Source organism: Lacticaseibacillus styriensis, from assembly GCF_030770295.1.
GTDB lineage: Bacteria > Bacillota > Bacilli > Lactobacillales > Lactobacillaceae > Lacticaseibacillus > Lacticaseibacillus casei.
On sequence record NZ_CP132483.1, the window covers coordinates 2,396,148 to 2,412,417 of the forward strand.

A 16,270-nucleotide genomic window follows, 5' to 3' on the forward strand; every position below is an offset into this window, starting at 1 on the left:
TAGGGACAGAAGTTTTTCGGCACTTAAGATGGCCGAAGAGCTTCTGTCCTTTTTTGTCTGGCACTGAAACGCGCTTACAGGCCCTTACATTCCGGTTTCTAAGCGGGCCCGTTCGCGCTCTGCCTGAATTGTGGTATTCTGATGGCAACCGAATTAAAGTCATTTTTCGAAATGGAGGTCGGGCATGGGGACACAGTTGGGTTTTGATTGGCGTCAAATGGTTCATTCGCGGAAGAATCTTGCCTTGGCAGGGTTGTTTGCTGCGGCTTTTATCATTGGCTTTTTTGCCTTGATGTGGACGCATCGCTTGGACGTCGGACAGACGGCGCAGGCGACAGCGAATGCGGCGGTCGCTAATTATGCCGAATATAACTTGGACACGTTGAGCAAGTCGCAGAAGCCGTTGTTGGCGAATCTGGACGCGCAGAATTCAGCAACCGGTGTGATTGGCTTGGGAATTAAGCTTGGTGAGCCCGATACAACGCGGAACGGCTTGCTGAGCTTACGCAATGCACAGCTGGCAATGCGGCAGCGGCATTTTAAAGCGATCAACACGATGCCATTGCCGCCGCTTCATCAGCTAAAAGGCGATGTTTTGACGCTCACAAGACTAAAGAATGATGACAAACCTGCCGTTACCGGGGTGACAACCAGCAGTGCTTACATAGTCACTATCTTGCCTTATCTCAGTTGGCTCACCGGTGCAGCGGCTATTTTGCTTGCCTGCGATAGTTGGGTCGAACGGCGCCACCACCAAACACTCATGACCGCGCGCCCGTTAACGGCTGGCGTGGCCGGCAGCAGTCGGCTCCTGACATTAACCGGATTTTATCTGCTTATTCTGGCGGTCGGCTTGCTGGTGATCGTTGCGTTGCCAGCAATGTTTAATGGCCTCGGCGATACTGCCTATCCGCTAGCGGTCATGGGTGAGACCTTACTGCCGCTTTGGCAATATCTTTTGCTGTTCCGTGGTCTGACTCTATTGGCAGGTATCTGGATCATTACTTGTTGCATGTTGATTAACACATGGGTAACAAATGCTTATCTGACAACCTTCATTGTGACCGTAGCTGCTTTATTGCCACTTATGCTGCCGCAAGTCTTCCGCTGGCTTTGGTTCCTCCCTTTGCCGTATCTCGATAGTTACGCCACTTTAAGCGGCACGCTGGTTGACCGGCTCAATCAGCCGCTTGCCAGCGTAGGCGTCGGTGCAGCCCTGTTACTTGGCTGGGCCATCGTCAATCTGGGAATTTTCGGCTATCGCGTTAAAAAGGAGGATGCCTGATGCGCTATTTTCGGTTTCAACTCCACCAACTGCTCACTAACCGCAAAAACTTAGCCGTCATCGGCATTGCCTTGGTTGCGCTACTGTGTCAATTTGTCCTTTTTCCACCCAACAACGTGCCTGCCGAGCTGCCGACAAGAAATGCGCTGACCCGCGATCGCGATAAAAATGTGGCTTTTGTCAATGAGCCTCATGGTCCCCTGACAGCTAAGTGGGTACCAGCTACCCGTGAGTTTGCCAACATCGAGACACGCATGTTAAACGCCCAAAAGCAACAGCACACGCAATCGTATGTGAAGGCAACCTTGCATTATCTGGCATTTTTAGGTCAAAACGCCGCCAATCCTGATGCCCAATCCAGTCCATTTCACTATCCACTTTCCTATTATTTTGAAAATCGTCAGTATCCAGATGCCGACGCGGCCTTTGCCAATGCGACCATGTACCGTTCCCTGGAACCGCTGGCCAAACAAGCCCATCCCGACACGGCCACGGTTCAGCAACAGACTTTTTGGCAAACGCTGTTTCGCGGTGCGGCAGGCGGCTGGCTGACAGCTTTATTGATCGTCACGATTTTGTTTGCCAACGACTTGCTGACGAGCGAACAACGCCACCGCAGCATTGCCCGCTTATTGCCGGTCAGTCCCTGGCACGCTGTCAATGCCAAAACATTCACGGTTTTCACAGCGTTATCCGGCTTTTTAGTGGTGGCAGTCGTCATCATTGCGGCTTTTGTCATCCCGCAACACGGCATTGGGTCATTGTCGGCAGCAATTGCGTATTATGCTAAAGACGGCATGTCGATTAAACTGGATCCCTTAGCGCTTGGCATTGCGCTACCGACGATTCTGGGCCTAACCCTCTTATTAATGTGGCTGTTCATTCGCCTTAACCTATTGTGCCAGCTGCTTTTCCATAACGAGTTGGTCGGGCTGGTCGTCAGTGCCTTGTTACTATTTGGGGAGCCACTTTATTTCATGCACGGCATTGCCTTTTCGGTTCCGCAAACAGCTTACTATCTGCCTGGTTACATGAATCCGGCGGCAATCGTTAGCGGCTTACAGAATTTTCGTTACGATACCAGTCGCATGAGTCCGCTGGCTGCCGTGGTCGTTATTGGCAGCGTGATTCTCATTCTTGAAGTCGTGCTGTTCATCGTCACGCATCGCCGGCGCGCCGCCATTATCAAGTAAACGGAGGTCTCACAATGGAACTGCAATTACAAAGTCTCGCTTTGAGTTTTAAAAATAAGCCGCATGTCATTGACAACATCAGTCTCACCATGAGCAGTGGCTCGATTGTGGGCATCGTGGCGCCTAATGGGACAGGTAAAACCACTTTGTTGCGCCTGATCTTGAATGACCTCAAGCCGCAGTCCGGTAAAGTTGTCTTAGACGGGCAAACCTATGGCAGTCAAAAGCAAAGCCTTGCGATGCATCGCCAAATGTGCCTTTTTCCGGTTCAAGACGACCTTTATCCCGACTTGTCTGGCAAAGCGCATCTTGACTATTACGCGCGACTTTGGCATAACCGGAAAAAAAGCGTCAAGCAAATCATCACGGCTCTGGATATGCACGATTATGTCAATCAGCCGGTGCGTACCTATTCGATGGGGATGAAACAGCGGCTTTGCTTTGGCATGGTCATGGCGGCAAACACGCCGATTATGCTGCTGGACGAGTTCATGAACGGTCTGGATACGATTAACGTCGCGCGCATGTCGCGAATTCTGCGCGGGTTGCGGGCGGAAGGCAAGCTGATCATCACCGTGTCACACTTGCTGAATAATCTGCAGGGCTATGCCGACCTGATCTACTTCATGCGTGATGGCAAAATCATCAAAACGATCGATCAGCATGAACAGCAACCACTGTACATCCAAGTGGCGGCCGACAACGCCAACCGTCTACCCCGGATGCCGTGGCAACATTACCCGAATGGCCTATTGGTTTTGCCGGTTAATGAACTTCCCGGCCAACATTTCAATCAATTGTTGCTGGGACTTGCCGCACATCACATTGCCTTTAAATTGGCACCGCTGGATCTTGACACTTATTTCAATGAATTTTACGAAGCCGAGCGTTAATGTTCAGTCCGTCTTAACCACCGAAAACCGCTCATCGGCGGCTTTTCTTGTTTAATGACGGCGATCACGTGGAATTTCGTAAAATGAATTAAGCATATGTACCTTACATTGGCGCATGTTTCTGCTACAATGGCGTTATTACTTTTCAGGGGGTGCACGAATGGCGTCAGGCTTGGCTGCTAATAAGAAGCTGAAGCATAAAATTTCTGCCGCGGCTTTACTTGTAACACTCGGTGTTGTTTATGGAGATATCGGAACATCGCCGCTTTATGTTATGAAGTCAATCGTTGCCGGAAACGGTGGCATGGGACATTTTGATACCGATTTTTTGGTCGGCTCTGTTTCGTTAATCTTCTGGACCTTGCTCATCATCACCACGATCAAGTACGTGTTGATCGCACTGCGGGCTGATAACAACGGTGAAGGTGGTATTTTTGCCTTGTACACGCTGGTTCGCCAGCGTGCCCGTTGGTTAGTCCTGCCAGCCATGATCGGCGGGGCTGCTTTGTTGGCTGATGGCATGTTGACGCCGGCTGTGACGGTGACAACGGCGATTGAAGGGCTCAAAGGCGTCCACATCAATGGCAATATTCTGATTGACAATCAGCAACAAGTCATTTGGGTTACGATTTTCATCATCACCTTTTTGTTCTTCATTCAGCGCTTTGGTACTGATCTCATCGGTAAGGCGTTCGGCCCCATTATGTTTGTGTGGTTCACCTTTTTAGGCGTTGCCGGCTTTCTGGCGTTGTCAAAAGACTGGTCGATGTTACGTGCCTTGAATCCATACTACGCGCTGCGTTTACTGGTCAGTCCGGATAATAAAATGGGCTTGTTTATTTTAGGCAGTATTTTCCTGGCGACCACTGGGGCTGAAGCGTTGTATTCGGACATGGGCCATGTGGGACGTGGCAACATATACTTAAGCTGGCCTTATGTTAATATCTGTCTGGTGTTGAACTACTTTGGCCAGGCAGTGTGGCTGGACCGCAATTCGCACGTGACAGCGTTCAATAAAATCAGTGATTTCAACCCGTTCTTTCAGATGTTGCCGGAAAGTATCCGGCTGGGTGCGATTATTTTGGCAACCTTAGCTGCGATTATTGCGTCACAGGCTTTGATTTCCGGTTCTTACACGTTAGTCTCCGAAGCCATTAAACTGCGCTTCCTACCGCGGTTGCACATTGTTTATCCAACCCGGCTTAAAGGCCAGCTGTACATCCCGGTTGTTAACACCATTTTGTGGGTAGCGTGCCTGGCAATCATCGCCTACTTCAAGACCAGCGCCGAAATGGAAGGTGCCTACGGATTGGCCATCACGATTACCATGTTGATGACCACCTTGCTGCTTTATCAATACTTACGGGTCCACCACGCGCCAACTGTGATCGCATTAGGCACCTTGATTTTCTTCGGTGCCATTGAAACGGTATTCTTCATCTCCAGTGCCGTTAAGTTTCTCCATGGCGGCTATGTCACCGCAATGATTGCCTTTGTGATCCTAGCGATTATGTTTGTCTGGCAATACGGCGGTCGGATTCGCGACGACAACACGTACCGGGCAGAAATGGCTTCACTATTCGCTTATAAAAAACAGCTTTCCGAATTACGTAGCGATCCGAACTATCCGACTTATACCACCAATTTGGTGTATATGACCCAGATTGCCAATGACCACTACATCAAAAAAGAAATCCTGTACTCGATTCTGGATAAACGACCAAAACGTGCCCAGGTTTATTGGTTTGTAACGGTCAACGTTACCGATGAACCTTACACAGCCGAATACACGACTGACACTTACGGCACCGACTACATGGTCAATGTCCAACTGTTCCTAGGCTTCCGGATGGAGCAACAGGTCAACGTTTTCCTGCGGCAGATTGTTAATGACATGATGCGCGAAGGCGAACTGCCAACCCAACCGCAAAAATACACCACCATCCCGGATCGACAGGTCGGTGACTGGACGTTTGTACTTTTACATGAAGAGCTGTCACCACAGACTCAGATCAAAGGCTTCCAGAAAACCATCATTCAGGCGCGGTTATGGCTCCAGCGCGTGACCGTTTCGCCAGCTCAGTGGTTCGGCTTGGAATATGCTGACACGTTAGATGAGACTGTACCGCTTGTGCTGGGGAAGATTCCGATTACCAAATTAACGCGACTAAGCCGGTCGCAGGTTGATGCTCAGGCTGAAGACGAAGACGATTAAGTCGAAGCCAAATTAATTAAAAAGGTGCCCCACAAGTCATGAAGCAAAATTTCGCTGCTGACTTGGGTGCATCTTTTTATATGGTCTGAATCGCGATTATTTTTATATCGGTCATTGCGGATTACGAACGGGCCTTTTCCTTTGTCGTGGCCCGCAACGTTGCCTGGGCTGCGGCCAGTCGCGCAACGGGGACGCGGTATGGTGAGCAGGAAACGTAGCTGACGCCGATGCTGTCAAAGAAGGCAACTGAATCCGGATCGCCACCGACTTCGCCGCAGACGCCGATCGGCAACTGCGATTTTGTCGCGTGGCCTTTGTCGATTGCCATCTTCATCAACGTGCCAACGCCTTCTGTGTCGACCGTTTGAAATGGATCAGCTGGTAGTATTTTCTTTTCCAGGTAGGCTGGCAGGAATGAGCCGACATCATCCCGCGAGTAGCCGAAGGTCAACTGGGTGAGATCGTTGGTGCCGAAGCTGAAGAAATCGGCGACGTTGGCGATAGCGTCAGCGGTGACACATGCGCGCGGTGTTTCGATCATCGTTCCGACTTCATACGTCACCTGAATGCCTTTAGCAGATGCCATCCGTTCGATTTCGTTGCTAACCAGTCGGCGTACCCAACGCAATTCGGTTTCCGAGTTGGTGAGCGGAATCATGATATGCGGCGTCACCGTGACTCCTTCATCGGCTAACCGGAAGACCGCATGCATCATCGCCCGAACCTGCATGGCGTAGATGTCCGGGAAGGTAACGGCTAAGCGATCGCCGCGATGGCCTAGCATCGGATTGACTTCTTTCAGCGCCGCCATCCGCTCGCGTAACTGGTTCTGCTCTAGACCCAGCTCATTGGCCACTTCGTTAATTTCGCGTAAGTCATGCGGGAGAAATTCATGTAATGGCGGATCCAGTAAGCGAATTGTGACACTTTTACCTGCTGCCAGACGATATAAATCGTAGAAATCCTGTTCCTGCATTTTCTCTAAGGCAGCCAGCGGTGCTTTGCGGCCTTCCGCATCTTTTGCCAAAATCAGCCGCCGCATTTGCAACAACCGCTCCGGCTGGAAAAACATGTGCTCGGTTCGGGTTAGTCCGATGCCATCTGCACCAAAAGTGAGCGCCTGCTGCAGATCCTTGGGCGTGTCGGCGTTGGTGTAAACGCCCATCCGGCTCGCTGCTTTGGCCCAGTCCAACAAGGTGGCCAGACTTTCCTTAACCATGGCGGCGGTGGTTGTGATGCGCCCGCGATAAAGGTGCCCGGTTGTGCCATCGACCGATACCCAATCGCCTTCATGAAGCACGATGTCACCGACCGAGGCTGTTTTGGCGTGTTCATCGACACTCAGCGCGTGCATCCCCACGACACCGGTGGCTCCCATGCCGCGGGCAACCACCGCTGCGTGTGAGGTCATGCCGCCGCGAGCGGTGACAATCGCCTGACTGACGATCATCCCTTCAATGTCCTCCGGTGACGTGTCCTGCCGCATCAAAATAACCTGATGACCGGCTTCATGCGCAGCTTTGGCTTCTGCGGCGGTGAAGTAAACTTCACCGGTTGCCGCGCCGGGTGATGCCGGCAACCCGGTGGCCAACACATCATGTGCCGCCAATGCCTGCGGGTCAAACTCCGGATGCAACATGTCACTGAGCGATTTCGGCTCAATCCGCATTAAGGCTTCCTGCCGATCAATTAGCCCTTCATTGACCAAATCAACGGCAATTTTAACCGCGGCAGCCGGCGTCCGTTTTCCGTTACGCGCCTGCAATAGATAGAGTTCGCCGTGTTCAATCGTGAATTCAAGATCCTGCATGTCGCGATAATGCTGCTCCAAAGTCGTGGCGATTGCAGCGAGCTGATCGTAGACTTCCGGCATCTGCTCATGCAAGACCGCCACCGGTTGCGGCGTCCGCACGCCAGAGACAACATCCTCACCTTGAGCATTTAAAAGATACTCACCAAACAAGGCGCGTTCGCCGGTCGCCGGATCGCGGGTAAAGGCCACCCCGGTACCGGAATCTTCACCGGCGTTGCCGAAAACCATGGTTTGCACATTAACGGCTGTGCCCAAATCTTCAGGAATATGATTTTCCCGCCGATAAATCACTGCGCGCCGATTGTTCCACGATTCAAACACTGCAACAATCGCCGCTAAGATCTGAGCCTTGGGTGATTGCGGGAAGGATTTGCCTGCGTCTGTGTACAACTGCTTGAATGCCTGGATAATCTGCTTCAAGTCGTCTGTGTTTAATGCCAGATCGGACGTATACCCTTTTTCCTGTTTGATCGCGGTCAAAACATCATCAAACGCACTTTCTGATAGACCGTAGACAACATTGCCAAACATGGCGAGCAGCCGGCGATAACTGTCATAGGCAAAACGCGTATCCGCCGTCAGCGTTGCCAGTGCCTGCACGGTTTGGTCATTCAACCCGATATTCAAAATCGTGTCCATCATGCCCGGCATCGAGATTGGTGCGCCGGAACGAACCGAAACCAGCAGTGGCGCGGTCGGGTCATCAAAACGCTTCCCGGTCGCCTGTTCCAATGCCTGCAAATGCTGGTCAAGTTCAGCCAGCAAAGCATCCGACAGGCCGTGTCGCTGCTGATAGTCATGGCAGGCCGCTGTTGTCATGGTGAACCCCGGAGGAACCGGTAAACCAAGATTCGTCATTTCGGCAAGGTTAGCGCCTTTGCCGCCCAATAAAGCCCGCATCTCCATGTTGCCTTCCGCAAACGCATAGATTTGTTTCATCACAAATCCTCCCATTCGTTAAATATGACGTTATATATGTTCGGTATATAATGTATTATTTAGCTCTTGAAATTGCAAGCGTTTACACCCGAAAATTGGCCTATTTGTTTTAAGTTTTTTTAAAGCACGAAAAAAGCCGCTGGCAGTATTCGCCAAACAGCTTATGGGGCAAGGGTTTCGATCAGATATTTAAAAATGCGATTCTTGGTAATTTTTCCAATGACATGCGTGTCACCGCGGTTTTGGACTACTGGCAATGAATCAACGTTGTGTTTAAGCAGCAACTTGCTGGCGTCCATAATCGTAGTATCAGCCGTCACGGTAACAACATTGGGCATGCGGGTCATCACAATACTGGCAGGCAGGGTCGTGTCGCGATCAGTAAAACTTGCCCGCAGCAAATCTTTACGCGAAATCAAGCCAACCAAGGCGCCGTCATCATCCAGCACATACAAGGAGCCAACATCGGCGATAAAAAGCTTGGTCACCGCTTCTTCCATCGAGGTCGTGAGCTTGATTTCCGTTGGTGGAAGCAGGATTTTGGCAATGGCCGTTTTAAACAACGCCTCATTTCCGGCCGGTAAAATGCTGGCACCCTGGTAAGCGTAACCTACTTTAGGCCGGGCATCCAGAATGCCAATCGTTGTCAGCAGACGCAAATCGGCCCGAATCGTGGCCAAACTGATTTTTAACTTGGCCGCTAATGTTTCCCCGGTCATGGGGCTGTCAGCTTTCAACAGCTGAACAATTTTACGTTGACGTTTGGTAAGTTGCGTAGGTGCCCCCTCCTTTTTATAATCAACAGTATAACATTTTCAGGATATATTAAATCAAACATAGTTGACAAAGATAGTTGCTGACGATATCGTCGTTTCAGGAAGAGGGTTCATTCAATCGCCGCGGACTTATCACCCGTGACAAGCGGTAGCACGTGATTTGCAGCTAGCAAACAATGTTTGCTAGCTGTTTTTTCGCAAAAAAACAAGTTACATGGTGCATTGAGCCTTGTAACTTGTTCTGCGATACTGATTTTAAGACAACGCCTAAGCCATCTTCAAAGCGTTTGTTTTTTAAGAATCTTCAAGTGATCATCAAGTGTATAGACAATCGGCTGCGCATTGCCGATTTCGACTTTGTTGATACCGGCGTCGCTGATGTCTTCCATGTACTTAACCAGCGCCCGTAGCGTTGATCCATGGGCCACGATGAGCTGATTCTTGCCTGCCATGAGCCGTGGCGCCAACTCGGCACTCCAGTACGGCAGCAAACGCTCACTCGCATCCGCCAGACTTTCGCCGCGCGGAATAATGGTGGCCGGGTACTGGTGGTACCGGCGTGAACGACTGGGATGGGCCAGCAACGGCGGATGCGCGTAAAAGCTGCGCCGCCAGCTGGCAACCTGATCCGGACCAAAAAGTTTGCGGGTCAGGTCTTTGTTGATCCCGCGCAGTGCCCCGTAATGCCGTTCATTCAGCCGCCAACTTTTGGTAATCGGCAGGTAATTCTGCCCGATCTTGTCCTGCACAATGTAGGCAGTCATGATGGCACGTGATAGCACACTAGTATGGACATGATCAAACAGGATCCCGGTTGTCGCGATCTTGTTCCCGGCCTCGGCTGCTTGCGCCTTACCATGCGCGGTTAACCCCACATCGGACCAGCCGGTATAAGTATTTTGTTGATTGGCAATGCTTTCGCCATGGCGTAAAAGGACTAGTTTGACCAAATCGCAACCTCCCTAACCAAACTAGTATAACAATCTCAGCAGAATTAGGGTAGTCCGACCGAATCCGAATCCGGCTTGGCAGCAACTGCTTTGCCGCCAAGTCACGAAAATGATAGGCTACTATATATTGAGACAAGCAAGGCGAGCACTGCCTTAGCTTTTAGAAAGAAGGATGCTCATGGCCAAGTCGCTTCGATCGGTCACGATGGTCGAGCTTTTTTATGATTTGATTTTTGCCTATGCTGTTGGTCGCATGGCGCAAACCCTGGCTTTGCCGGTGCATGGCAGGATCGCACCGCAAATAATCGGGGAATTTTTATTGATGCTGCTGGTGTTTTGGGTGATTTGGACCTACCAGACCGTCTTAACGAATCAGTTTTCCCATCCCCAATGGCGCCACAACCTTTTTAGCCTGGTCAACATGTTCTGGGTCATCGTTTTAAGCACCGCCATCACCAGCGATCCCGCCAAAACCAAGTGGTCCTTTCAGTTGAGCACGGCAGTTTTATTTTTAAGTTTGGCAAGTGAATATGGCCTGACTTGGCGAAAAAATCATGCAACCCTCGCCAAAATATCCGGACTGACGCTTGCGACCGGTAGCGTGATTGCTTTGATATCGCTCTTTCTAAAGCCCTACACCCTTTCGTTCGCTGTCTTTTTTGTGGCAATTATCGGCGCCGCCCTGATGCCATCCCTGGTTTGGCGACCAAATAGAGCCCCACTGACCGATCTCACCCATTTAAGCGAACGGTACGCGTTACTGGTTTTGTTGATCTTCGGCGAGTCGATCATTGGCGTAGCGGACACGGTTTATGCCGGTCTTTCCTTGCCGGCAGCACTTTTCTTCCTGGTCGTCATGCTGTTGTTTGTGGCCTATCAACTCGTCTATGATAACGGCCTCAATCGCCGGCAGAAAAATGGCGGTTTAGCGGTGATCCATCTACATTATCCGCTCATGGCCGCGATTCTCAGTCTCAGTACGCTGATCCACTTATGGTTGGCGCACTTACTTGATCCGCAGTGGTTTGCTTTTGCTATCACCCTCACTTTGGCTGTCTACTATTTTAGTCTCATCGGTTACCTAAGTGCTTATCCAGTCAAGCGGATTGATATTGGCTTCAAACGCTGGTTCTACTTAGGCTTCTCGCTTTTGATCTTTGGTGTCTACAGCTTGATGACATCTGTCATGCCCCTGCCCTTCCTGCTCGGCTTAACCGCCTATCTCCTCGCCGACACGCTTTATCTTTGGCAATTCATCTTACATCCCAATGGACCGACCTATTAGGATGTATAATTAAAGAGTGCAAACCAGTTCACTCTGAACTGATAAATGCATCCAAGAAAGGGGAGCTTCACATGACAACCTATGATGTCACCTTCAACACGGTTGATGGCAAATCACTGATCAAGCGTAACGTCGAAAGCGACCACGAAAATGCCCGAGTTTGGGAAGACGCGGTGGAACGGTTTGACGCTGATCACCTTTACATCAAAATGAATGACAAGACAATGGTCAGCTTACTGCGGCGAGCCGTTGTCAGAATCGATATGACGGAACTGCCAAGTGATATCGAAAAACGCGCTAATCGACGCGATGAATTCCGCAACGCCATGTACACACTGAGTCAAATCGGCCTGTAAATGGATTGCTGAAACCCGATCATTGAATGACGTGGTTTTGATGACAATTTAACATATAGCGGGCTTGCTTGATCACAAGCAAGTCAAAAAAGAATCCGCTTTGGCTTTGAGCCGAAGCGGATTCTTTTTTGCGTCTTAAGGATCTACTGACACCGAAACTAGTCAGCGTAGGTCAACCACCACTGACTAAAGTCAGTGGCTTGTGAGCAAACACCCCTGTTACGAGCGCTTGAATCACAATTTGCACAGATACACCACTGCAGGCAGTTCTACGAACTGCTTGTCTTACACGGCAATTACCAGTGCCTTTAGCGTCCCCAGGTTGCCATAGGGACGAGCCTATTCAGGCTAATTTAGCAATACCTTTGATCAGTATGTTCTGAGCGGCATTGTGATCGCGAACGTGATGGGTCTGGCATTTAGGACAGTTCCATTCTCGATCAGCAAGCGTCAGCTTATCAGTGCCTTCTGTTCCCATGACGAAGCCGCAATGATGGCAGGTTTGCGTGGTATTCTTAGGATTGATCGTTACAAACTGGCGACCATAAAGGTCAGCTTTGTAAGTTAGCATGCCTAAGAATGTACGCCAGCCTACGTCTGCGATACTCATTGCCAAGGCATGATTTTTTAGTAAGTTCTTACTGCGCAATTCCTCTGCAACCACTAAATCGTGGTTCTTGATGAGTGTGGTTGAGACGTTGTGCAGGAAGTTCTTACGACGATCCAGAACCTGGGCATGAATCTTGGCGACTAACAAGCGCTGTTTTTGGTAATTCTTACTGTTACGTAACGGCCGATGTTCCTTCTTTGCCCTTCGGGCACGACGTGACAAAACGCGTTGTTCCTTGGCCAATCGTCCCCTGATTGTTCGATAGTAGCGCGGGTTGGCTACGACTTTGCCATCACTGGTAGTCAAGAAGTTTTCCGTGTTGAGGTCAATGCCGGTTTGCCGATTGGTCTTAGCAGGTTTCGTCATGAATGGTGTATCGGAACCCAGCTGCATGGATAAAAAGAAACGGTCTGCGGCGTCCTTAGTAATCGTGACCGTGCCAATACGAGTTTCTGCTTTTCGATTCAGTAATCGTTTGTGGGAGCCTTTAATGCGTAGCCGACCTAACTTAGGCACTAAGACGTGCTGGCAATCTTCAAAGCAGACGGTCCCGTTGGTTAGCTGCGCCGTTTTCTGCTGGATATATTGGCAATTAGTCTGATAGCCCCACGCATAGCTTTTGCGGTGGAATTTTGGGACGCCAGTACTATGAACCTTCCGAAAGGCTTTCCATGCCTTGCGGTAGTTTCGGATAGCGTTAGCCTTAGCAAGACTGTCAATTCGCTTGTCTTCTAAAAACTGGAAATGATTTGACAACTGCTTGGCATTTTGTCGTAATTCAAGTTGCTTGATTCGATCTTGAACCGTGTCAATTGGTAGCTTAACCTGTTTTAATTGCCAGAGTTCTTTACCGATCGCAACCATCTCGTTATAGACGAATCGACTGGCATCGCTGTTAAGTTTAATCAATTTCTTTTGGCGATCACTCGGGTAGATGCGAACCTTCAAGCCATAATGATATTCTAATTGTGCCATTGACTTCATTTAATCTCACCTCTTTTCTTGCTATAATGGTATTATAGCATTGGTCAATGACTCTAACAATTGAGGTGACTTTTATGACTACAGAAAAAATCCAAGACGCGGTTTATACCAGACGCTATATCTATAATTTTCATTACCATTTGATCTGGGTCACGAAATATCGCAATCAGATTTTTGCAACTAAGGAACTGGCAGACGAAATGAAAGGCATTTTGCAAAAGGTTGCCGATGATAATGAGATTGTGATCGAAAAAATGGAAGTCATGCCCGATCATGTCCATGTATTGATCAGTTTTCCGCCCAGCAAGGCGCCAACCAGTGCCATCAAGGCGCTCAAGGGTAGAAGTGCCTTTATCTTTCTCAAACGGCATCCGGAAATTCGTCGTTCTCAAGATTGGGGTGGGCATTTATGGTCACCCAGTTACTACATGAGTACACTTGGCGACATGGGCAAGGACGTCATTGAGCATTACATCAACAACCAAAAATACAACGAACTAAAAAAACGCCCTAACAGGCGTTGAGAGCGGGCCTATCCATCCCATGACTAAAGTCACTGGATTTCCGGCCGGCCATAATTAAAATGGGTTAATGGTGCATGCTTAACGTCCTCGATGGTCTTGGTTCCAGCAAGCTGCATGATGATTTCAAGTTCGTGGTCAATTTGCTCGAACACGCTTTGAACCCCTTGAGCACCGCCTAAAGCCAAGCCGTAAATAACCGGACGACCAAACGCGACCAGATCAGCACCAGCTGCTAACGCCTTGAAAGCATGGCTGCCGCGGCGAATTCCGGAATCAAAGATAATCGGAACGCGCTTGTTGACAGCCTTGGCAATGGCCGGCAAAACATCAAAGGAAGCCGGGCCACCATTCAACTGCCGGCCGCCATGGTTAGAAACATAGACAGCGGCTGCACCTGCGCCAATTGCCCGCAAAGCATCTTCTGGTGACTGAATGCCCTTAACGATCACCGGCAAGTCCGTGTACTCCGCAATGCGGCGTACGTCGTCTTCACCAATCTTCTGTGCGGCAGAGGCATAAATTTCGCCGATACCCTTACCTTTGCCGTCGCCTTCGGAATACTTTTCCAGGTTCGGCATTGGAATTGGGAACTGGAAGTTATTAATGATATCTTCTTCGCGATAGCCATCAACGGTCGCATCAACGGTGAGGATAATCCCCTTGACACCGGCCTTTTTGGCTTCATCAAGTAAGCTCTTGTTGAAGTCCCAATCCTTGCTCATGTAGAGCTGGAACAATTGCGGCGCACCATTGCCGGCTGCTGCCGTATCAGCAATTGATGTTGAACTATAGGTACTTTGGGCCATCAAGCCACCAACTGCAGCCACACCGCGGGCGGTATCTTTTTCACCCTGACTGTGTGCCAGTCCTTGAGCCGCTGTCGGCGCCATCATGACTGGTGTCTTCAAGTCAATGCCCAAGAAGCTGGTCGACAAGTCCGGTGAGTCAATATTCGACAACGCCTTCGGAACAATCTGTGCATGATTGAAAGCCTTGGTGTTCTCGGCTAAAGTCCATTCATCTTCGGATCCGCCAACAATGTACCCGAATCCGCCTGTTGGAATAATCTTCTTTGCTTCATCCGCCAATGACGGCAAATTCAAAATATTCAGTTTTTTCTCTGCATCGCTCTGTTCGTAACCATTAACAACTGTCATGTGTCAAAAAGCCTCCCAAATTGCTTACTTATTAGAACACTTATTAGTGTAACACTTATCATTAGTAAGTAAAGACAATTTGCTGATTTTTTGTAAGTGAAGATGTTAGGGCTTAAAAATCAACGTGCAGGCGCCTAACAAGAAGCAAAAAAGGAGAAGCCCGCAACTGCGTCTTCTCCTTAAGTAACTATCGGCCGCCTTGTTGCGGTCGTTAATCTTCTTTTTTCCCTTTAGCCTTATCAACCACGTCATTAAACTTTTCGGCAATCTTGTCCTTGGCATCGCTAAGCTTTTCTTTCGCTTCGCCCACCATTTGTTCGGTCTTGCCCTTAGCTTCGGTTGATTCGTCACCAGTCACCTTGCCGGCGGTTTCCTTCACTTTACCGCTAACTTTGTCTTTTGCTGCATCAAAATCTGCCATATGATCAGTCCCTTCTTTTTTACTTACTTTAAGTGTACCAAGTTGACTGATTCGCTGGCTATTATTTTGCTCGTAAAGATTATGAATTATTTTTCCGGGTTTCCGCCATCCTGATTATCAAATTCGAGTGAAAAAAAGAACCCTCCATATTCATGGAGAGTCCCGCGATCATTTCAAACCTAGTGCCGTGCACCCGGCCGTTTTTCTTCAGGCGCTGGCGGAATTACCGCCTTACCGCCTTTTTTAATATGCTTATAGTTCACAACCGTTTTGTTCTTCATATCTTCAACTAACGAAGCATCATCAGGTGAAAAACTGTCAATGGTCAGCATCGCTGCATTGGCGTAGAGCTTTTCAACGGTTCCTTTGAAACTCAATGGCACATCCTTGGTCTTACGCACTGAAACTTTGTCGCCTACAACGATATCTTGTGACACACAAAAACCTCCTCTTGAACGCGGTGTTTTGAAACCATCAGTTGGCTGCGAAACATCGCACTGGGACAAAAACTTAAATAAACTAAGTTAAGGTGGGGAGATTCACTTAGTTGCCTGCACCTTGACCTTAATTGGTGCGTTCAGATCAACCGAATCACTGTAATGCTGCAACAAGTAGCGTTGCATGGCTTCACGTGCTTCCTTCTTGGTCATCTGGTGACAGATCCGCGAAGAATCGTGCCGATGACCCCATTTGTCCGTGTATTGACCTACAACTGCATAATCACGAAGATGCGCTGCAAATAACATGATTCCCCTAACCACCTTTTCTAATTGTACCATGACTCGGTACGCGTATTTGTATCACAAGATGCATTTATACACCCTAATCGGTTCCGTTTCAACCACTTCAGCGAAAAAAGATGTTACAGT

Annotated in this window: 15 protein-coding genes; 7 read left to right on the plus strand and 8 right to left on the minus strand. The window is 49.3% G+C overall.

The features are described 5' to 3' along the window. Positions 1-184: 184 nt before the first annotated feature. The 4 genes from LACSTY_RS11300 (at position 185) to LACSTY_RS11315 (ending at position 5,586) form a co-directional block, all read left to right on the plus strand. Complete coding sequence (locus LACSTY_RS11300) at positions 185-1,285, plus strand: ABC transporter permease (protein ID WP_087912713.1); 1,101 nt, start codon at positions 185-187, stop codon at positions 1,283-1,285. Continuing rightward, positions 1,285-2,478: an ABC transporter permease gene (locus LACSTY_RS11305; protein WP_087912714.1), complete on the plus strand. Its 1,194-nt coding sequence runs from the start codon at positions 1,285-1,287 to the stop codon at positions 2,476-2,478. The genes LACSTY_RS11300 and LACSTY_RS11305 overlap by 1 nt, the downstream gene beginning before the upstream one ends. A gap of 14 nt (positions 2,479-2,492) precedes the next feature. Further along, entirely contained in the window at positions 2,493-3,371 is an 879-nt protein-coding gene (locus tag LACSTY_RS11310) for an ATP-binding cassette domain-containing protein (protein WP_070650342.1), read from the plus strand. Positions 3,372-3,531: 160 nt separating this feature from the next. After that, complete coding sequence (locus tag LACSTY_RS11315; RefSeq protein WP_010492273.1) at positions 3,532-5,586, plus strand: KUP/HAK/KT family potassium transporter; 2,055 nt, start codon at positions 3,532-3,534, stop codon at positions 5,584-5,586. Between the two features lie 121 nt (positions 5,587-5,707). Here the strand turns inward: LACSTY_RS11315 and ppdK are convergent, their stop codons facing one another. The 3 genes from ppdK to LACSTY_RS11330 all read right to left on the minus strand — a co-directional run bounded on the left by ppdK (position 5,708) and on the right by LACSTY_RS11330 (position 10,064). Next, positions 5,708-8,338 (minus strand): pyruvate, phosphate dikinase, encoded by a 2,631-nt coding sequence (ppdK, locus tag LACSTY_RS11320; protein WP_087912715.1) that lies wholly within the window; start codon positions 8,336-8,338, stop codon positions 5,708-5,710. Between the two features lie 161 nt (positions 8,339-8,499). Continuing rightward, a complete protein-coding gene (locus LACSTY_RS11325; protein WP_087912716.1) occupies positions 8,500-9,087 on the minus strand; it encodes a CBS domain-containing protein in 588 nt (195 codons plus the stop codon). A gap of 305 nt (positions 9,088-9,392) precedes the next feature. After that, positions 9,393-10,064, minus strand: a complete 672-nt coding sequence (locus LACSTY_RS11330; RefSeq protein WP_087912717.1) for a 2,3-bisphosphoglycerate-dependent phosphoglycerate mutase — start codon at positions 10,062-10,064, stop codon at positions 9,393-9,395. Between the two features lie 178 nt (positions 10,065-10,242). Here LACSTY_RS11330 and LACSTY_RS11335 point away from each other — a divergent pair, with 178 nt between their 5' ends. Then, the gene (locus LACSTY_RS11335; protein ID WP_087912718.1) at positions 10,243-11,349 is read left to right on the plus strand and encodes a low temperature requirement protein A; all 1,107 of its coding nucleotides are present in this window, start codon (positions 10,243-10,245) and stop codon (positions 11,347-11,349) included. 71 nt (positions 11,350-11,420) lie between these two features. Then, positions 11,421-11,705 carry a chromosome partitioning protein ParB gene (locus LACSTY_RS11340; RefSeq protein WP_047105507.1) on the plus strand — a complete coding sequence of 95 codons (285 nt, stop codon included), beginning with the start codon at positions 11,421-11,423 and terminating at the stop codon, positions 11,703-11,705. 343 nt (positions 11,706-12,048) lie between these two features. Here the strand turns inward: LACSTY_RS11340 and LACSTY_RS11345 are convergent, their stop codons facing one another. Next, positions 12,049-13,299: an RNA-guided endonuclease InsQ/TnpB family protein gene (locus LACSTY_RS11345; protein ID WP_087912719.1), complete on the minus strand. Its 1,251-nt coding sequence runs from the start codon at positions 13,297-13,299 to the stop codon at positions 12,049-12,051. A 74-nt stretch (positions 13,300-13,373) separates the two neighbouring features. Between LACSTY_RS11345 and tnpA the strand changes: the two genes are divergently transcribed. Beyond that, the gene (gene tnpA / locus LACSTY_RS11350) at positions 13,374-13,823 is read left to right on the plus strand and encodes an IS200/IS605 family transposase (protein ID WP_087912720.1); all 450 of its coding nucleotides are present in this window, start codon (positions 13,374-13,376) and stop codon (positions 13,821-13,823) included. 29 nt (positions 13,824-13,852) lie between these two features. Here tnpA and LACSTY_RS11355 read toward each other — a convergent pair whose 3' ends face one another. From LACSTY_RS11355 to LACSTY_RS11370, 4 genes are all read right to left on the minus strand, one after another. Next, positions 13,853-14,980, minus strand: coding sequence for a lactate oxidase (locus LACSTY_RS11355; protein WP_087912721.1), 1,128 nt, complete (start codon positions 14,978-14,980; stop codon positions 13,853-13,855). Positions 14,981-15,191: 211 nt separating this feature from the next. Next, positions 15,192-15,401, minus strand: a complete 210-nt coding sequence (locus LACSTY_RS11360; protein WP_025013314.1) for a CsbD family protein — start codon at positions 15,399-15,401, stop codon at positions 15,192-15,194. Between the two features lie 179 nt (positions 15,402-15,580). Next, positions 15,581-15,838 (minus strand): hypothetical protein, encoded by a 258-nt coding sequence (locus LACSTY_RS11365; protein WP_010492291.1) that lies wholly within the window; start codon positions 15,836-15,838, stop codon positions 15,581-15,583. A gap of 102 nt (positions 15,839-15,940) precedes the next feature. Then, positions 15,941-16,147 (minus strand): hypothetical protein, encoded by a 207-nt coding sequence (locus LACSTY_RS11370; RefSeq protein ID WP_010492293.1) that lies wholly within the window; start codon positions 16,145-16,147, stop codon positions 15,941-15,943. Positions 16,148-16,270 lie beyond the last annotated feature (123 nt).

Bases quoted from the DNA above. Each gene is read 5' to 3' on its own strand.
- LACSTY_RS11340 (WP_047105507.1), top strand. From the start codon at position 11,421: ATGACAACCTATGATGTCACCTTCAACACGGTTGATGGCAAATCACTG.
- LACSTY_RS11345 (WP_087912719.1), bottom strand. From the start codon at position 13,299: ATGAAGTCAATGGCACAATTAGAATATCATTATGGCTTGAAGGTTCGC.
- tnpA (WP_087912720.1), top strand. From the start codon at position 13,374: ATGACTACAGAAAAAATCCAAGACGCGGTTTATACCAGACGCTATATC.
- LACSTY_RS11360 (WP_025013314.1), bottom strand. From the start codon at position 15,401: ATGGCAGATTTTGATGCAGCAAAAGACAAAGTTAGCGGTAAAGTGAAG.
- LACSTY_RS11335 (WP_087912718.1), top strand. From the start codon at position 10,243: ATGGCCAAGTCGCTTCGATCGGTCACGATGGTCGAGCTTTTTTATGAT.
- LACSTY_RS11315 (WP_010492273.1), top strand. From the start codon at position 3,532: ATGGCGTCAGGCTTGGCTGCTAATAAGAAGCTGAAGCATAAAATTTCT.
- LACSTY_RS11310 (WP_070650342.1), top strand. From the start codon at position 2,493: ATGGAACTGCAATTACAAAGTCTCGCTTTGAGTTTTAAAAATAAGCCG.
- LACSTY_RS11355 (WP_087912721.1), bottom strand. From the start codon at position 14,980: ATGACAGTTGTTAATGGTTACGAACAGAGCGATGCAGAGAAAAAACTG.
- LACSTY_RS11370 (WP_010492293.1), bottom strand. From the start codon at position 16,147: ATGTTATTTGCAGCGCATCTTCGTGATTATGCAGTTGTAGGTCAATAC.
- ppdK (WP_087912715.1), bottom strand. From the start codon at position 8,338: ATGAAACAAATCTATGCGTTTGCGGAAGGCAACATGGAGATGCGGGCT.
- LACSTY_RS11305 (WP_087912714.1), top strand. From the start codon at position 1,285: ATGCGCTATTTTCGGTTTCAACTCCACCAACTGCTCACTAACCGCAAA.
- LACSTY_RS11300 (WP_087912713.1), top strand. From the start codon at position 185: ATGGGGACACAGTTGGGTTTTGATTGGCGTCAAATGGTTCATTCGCGG.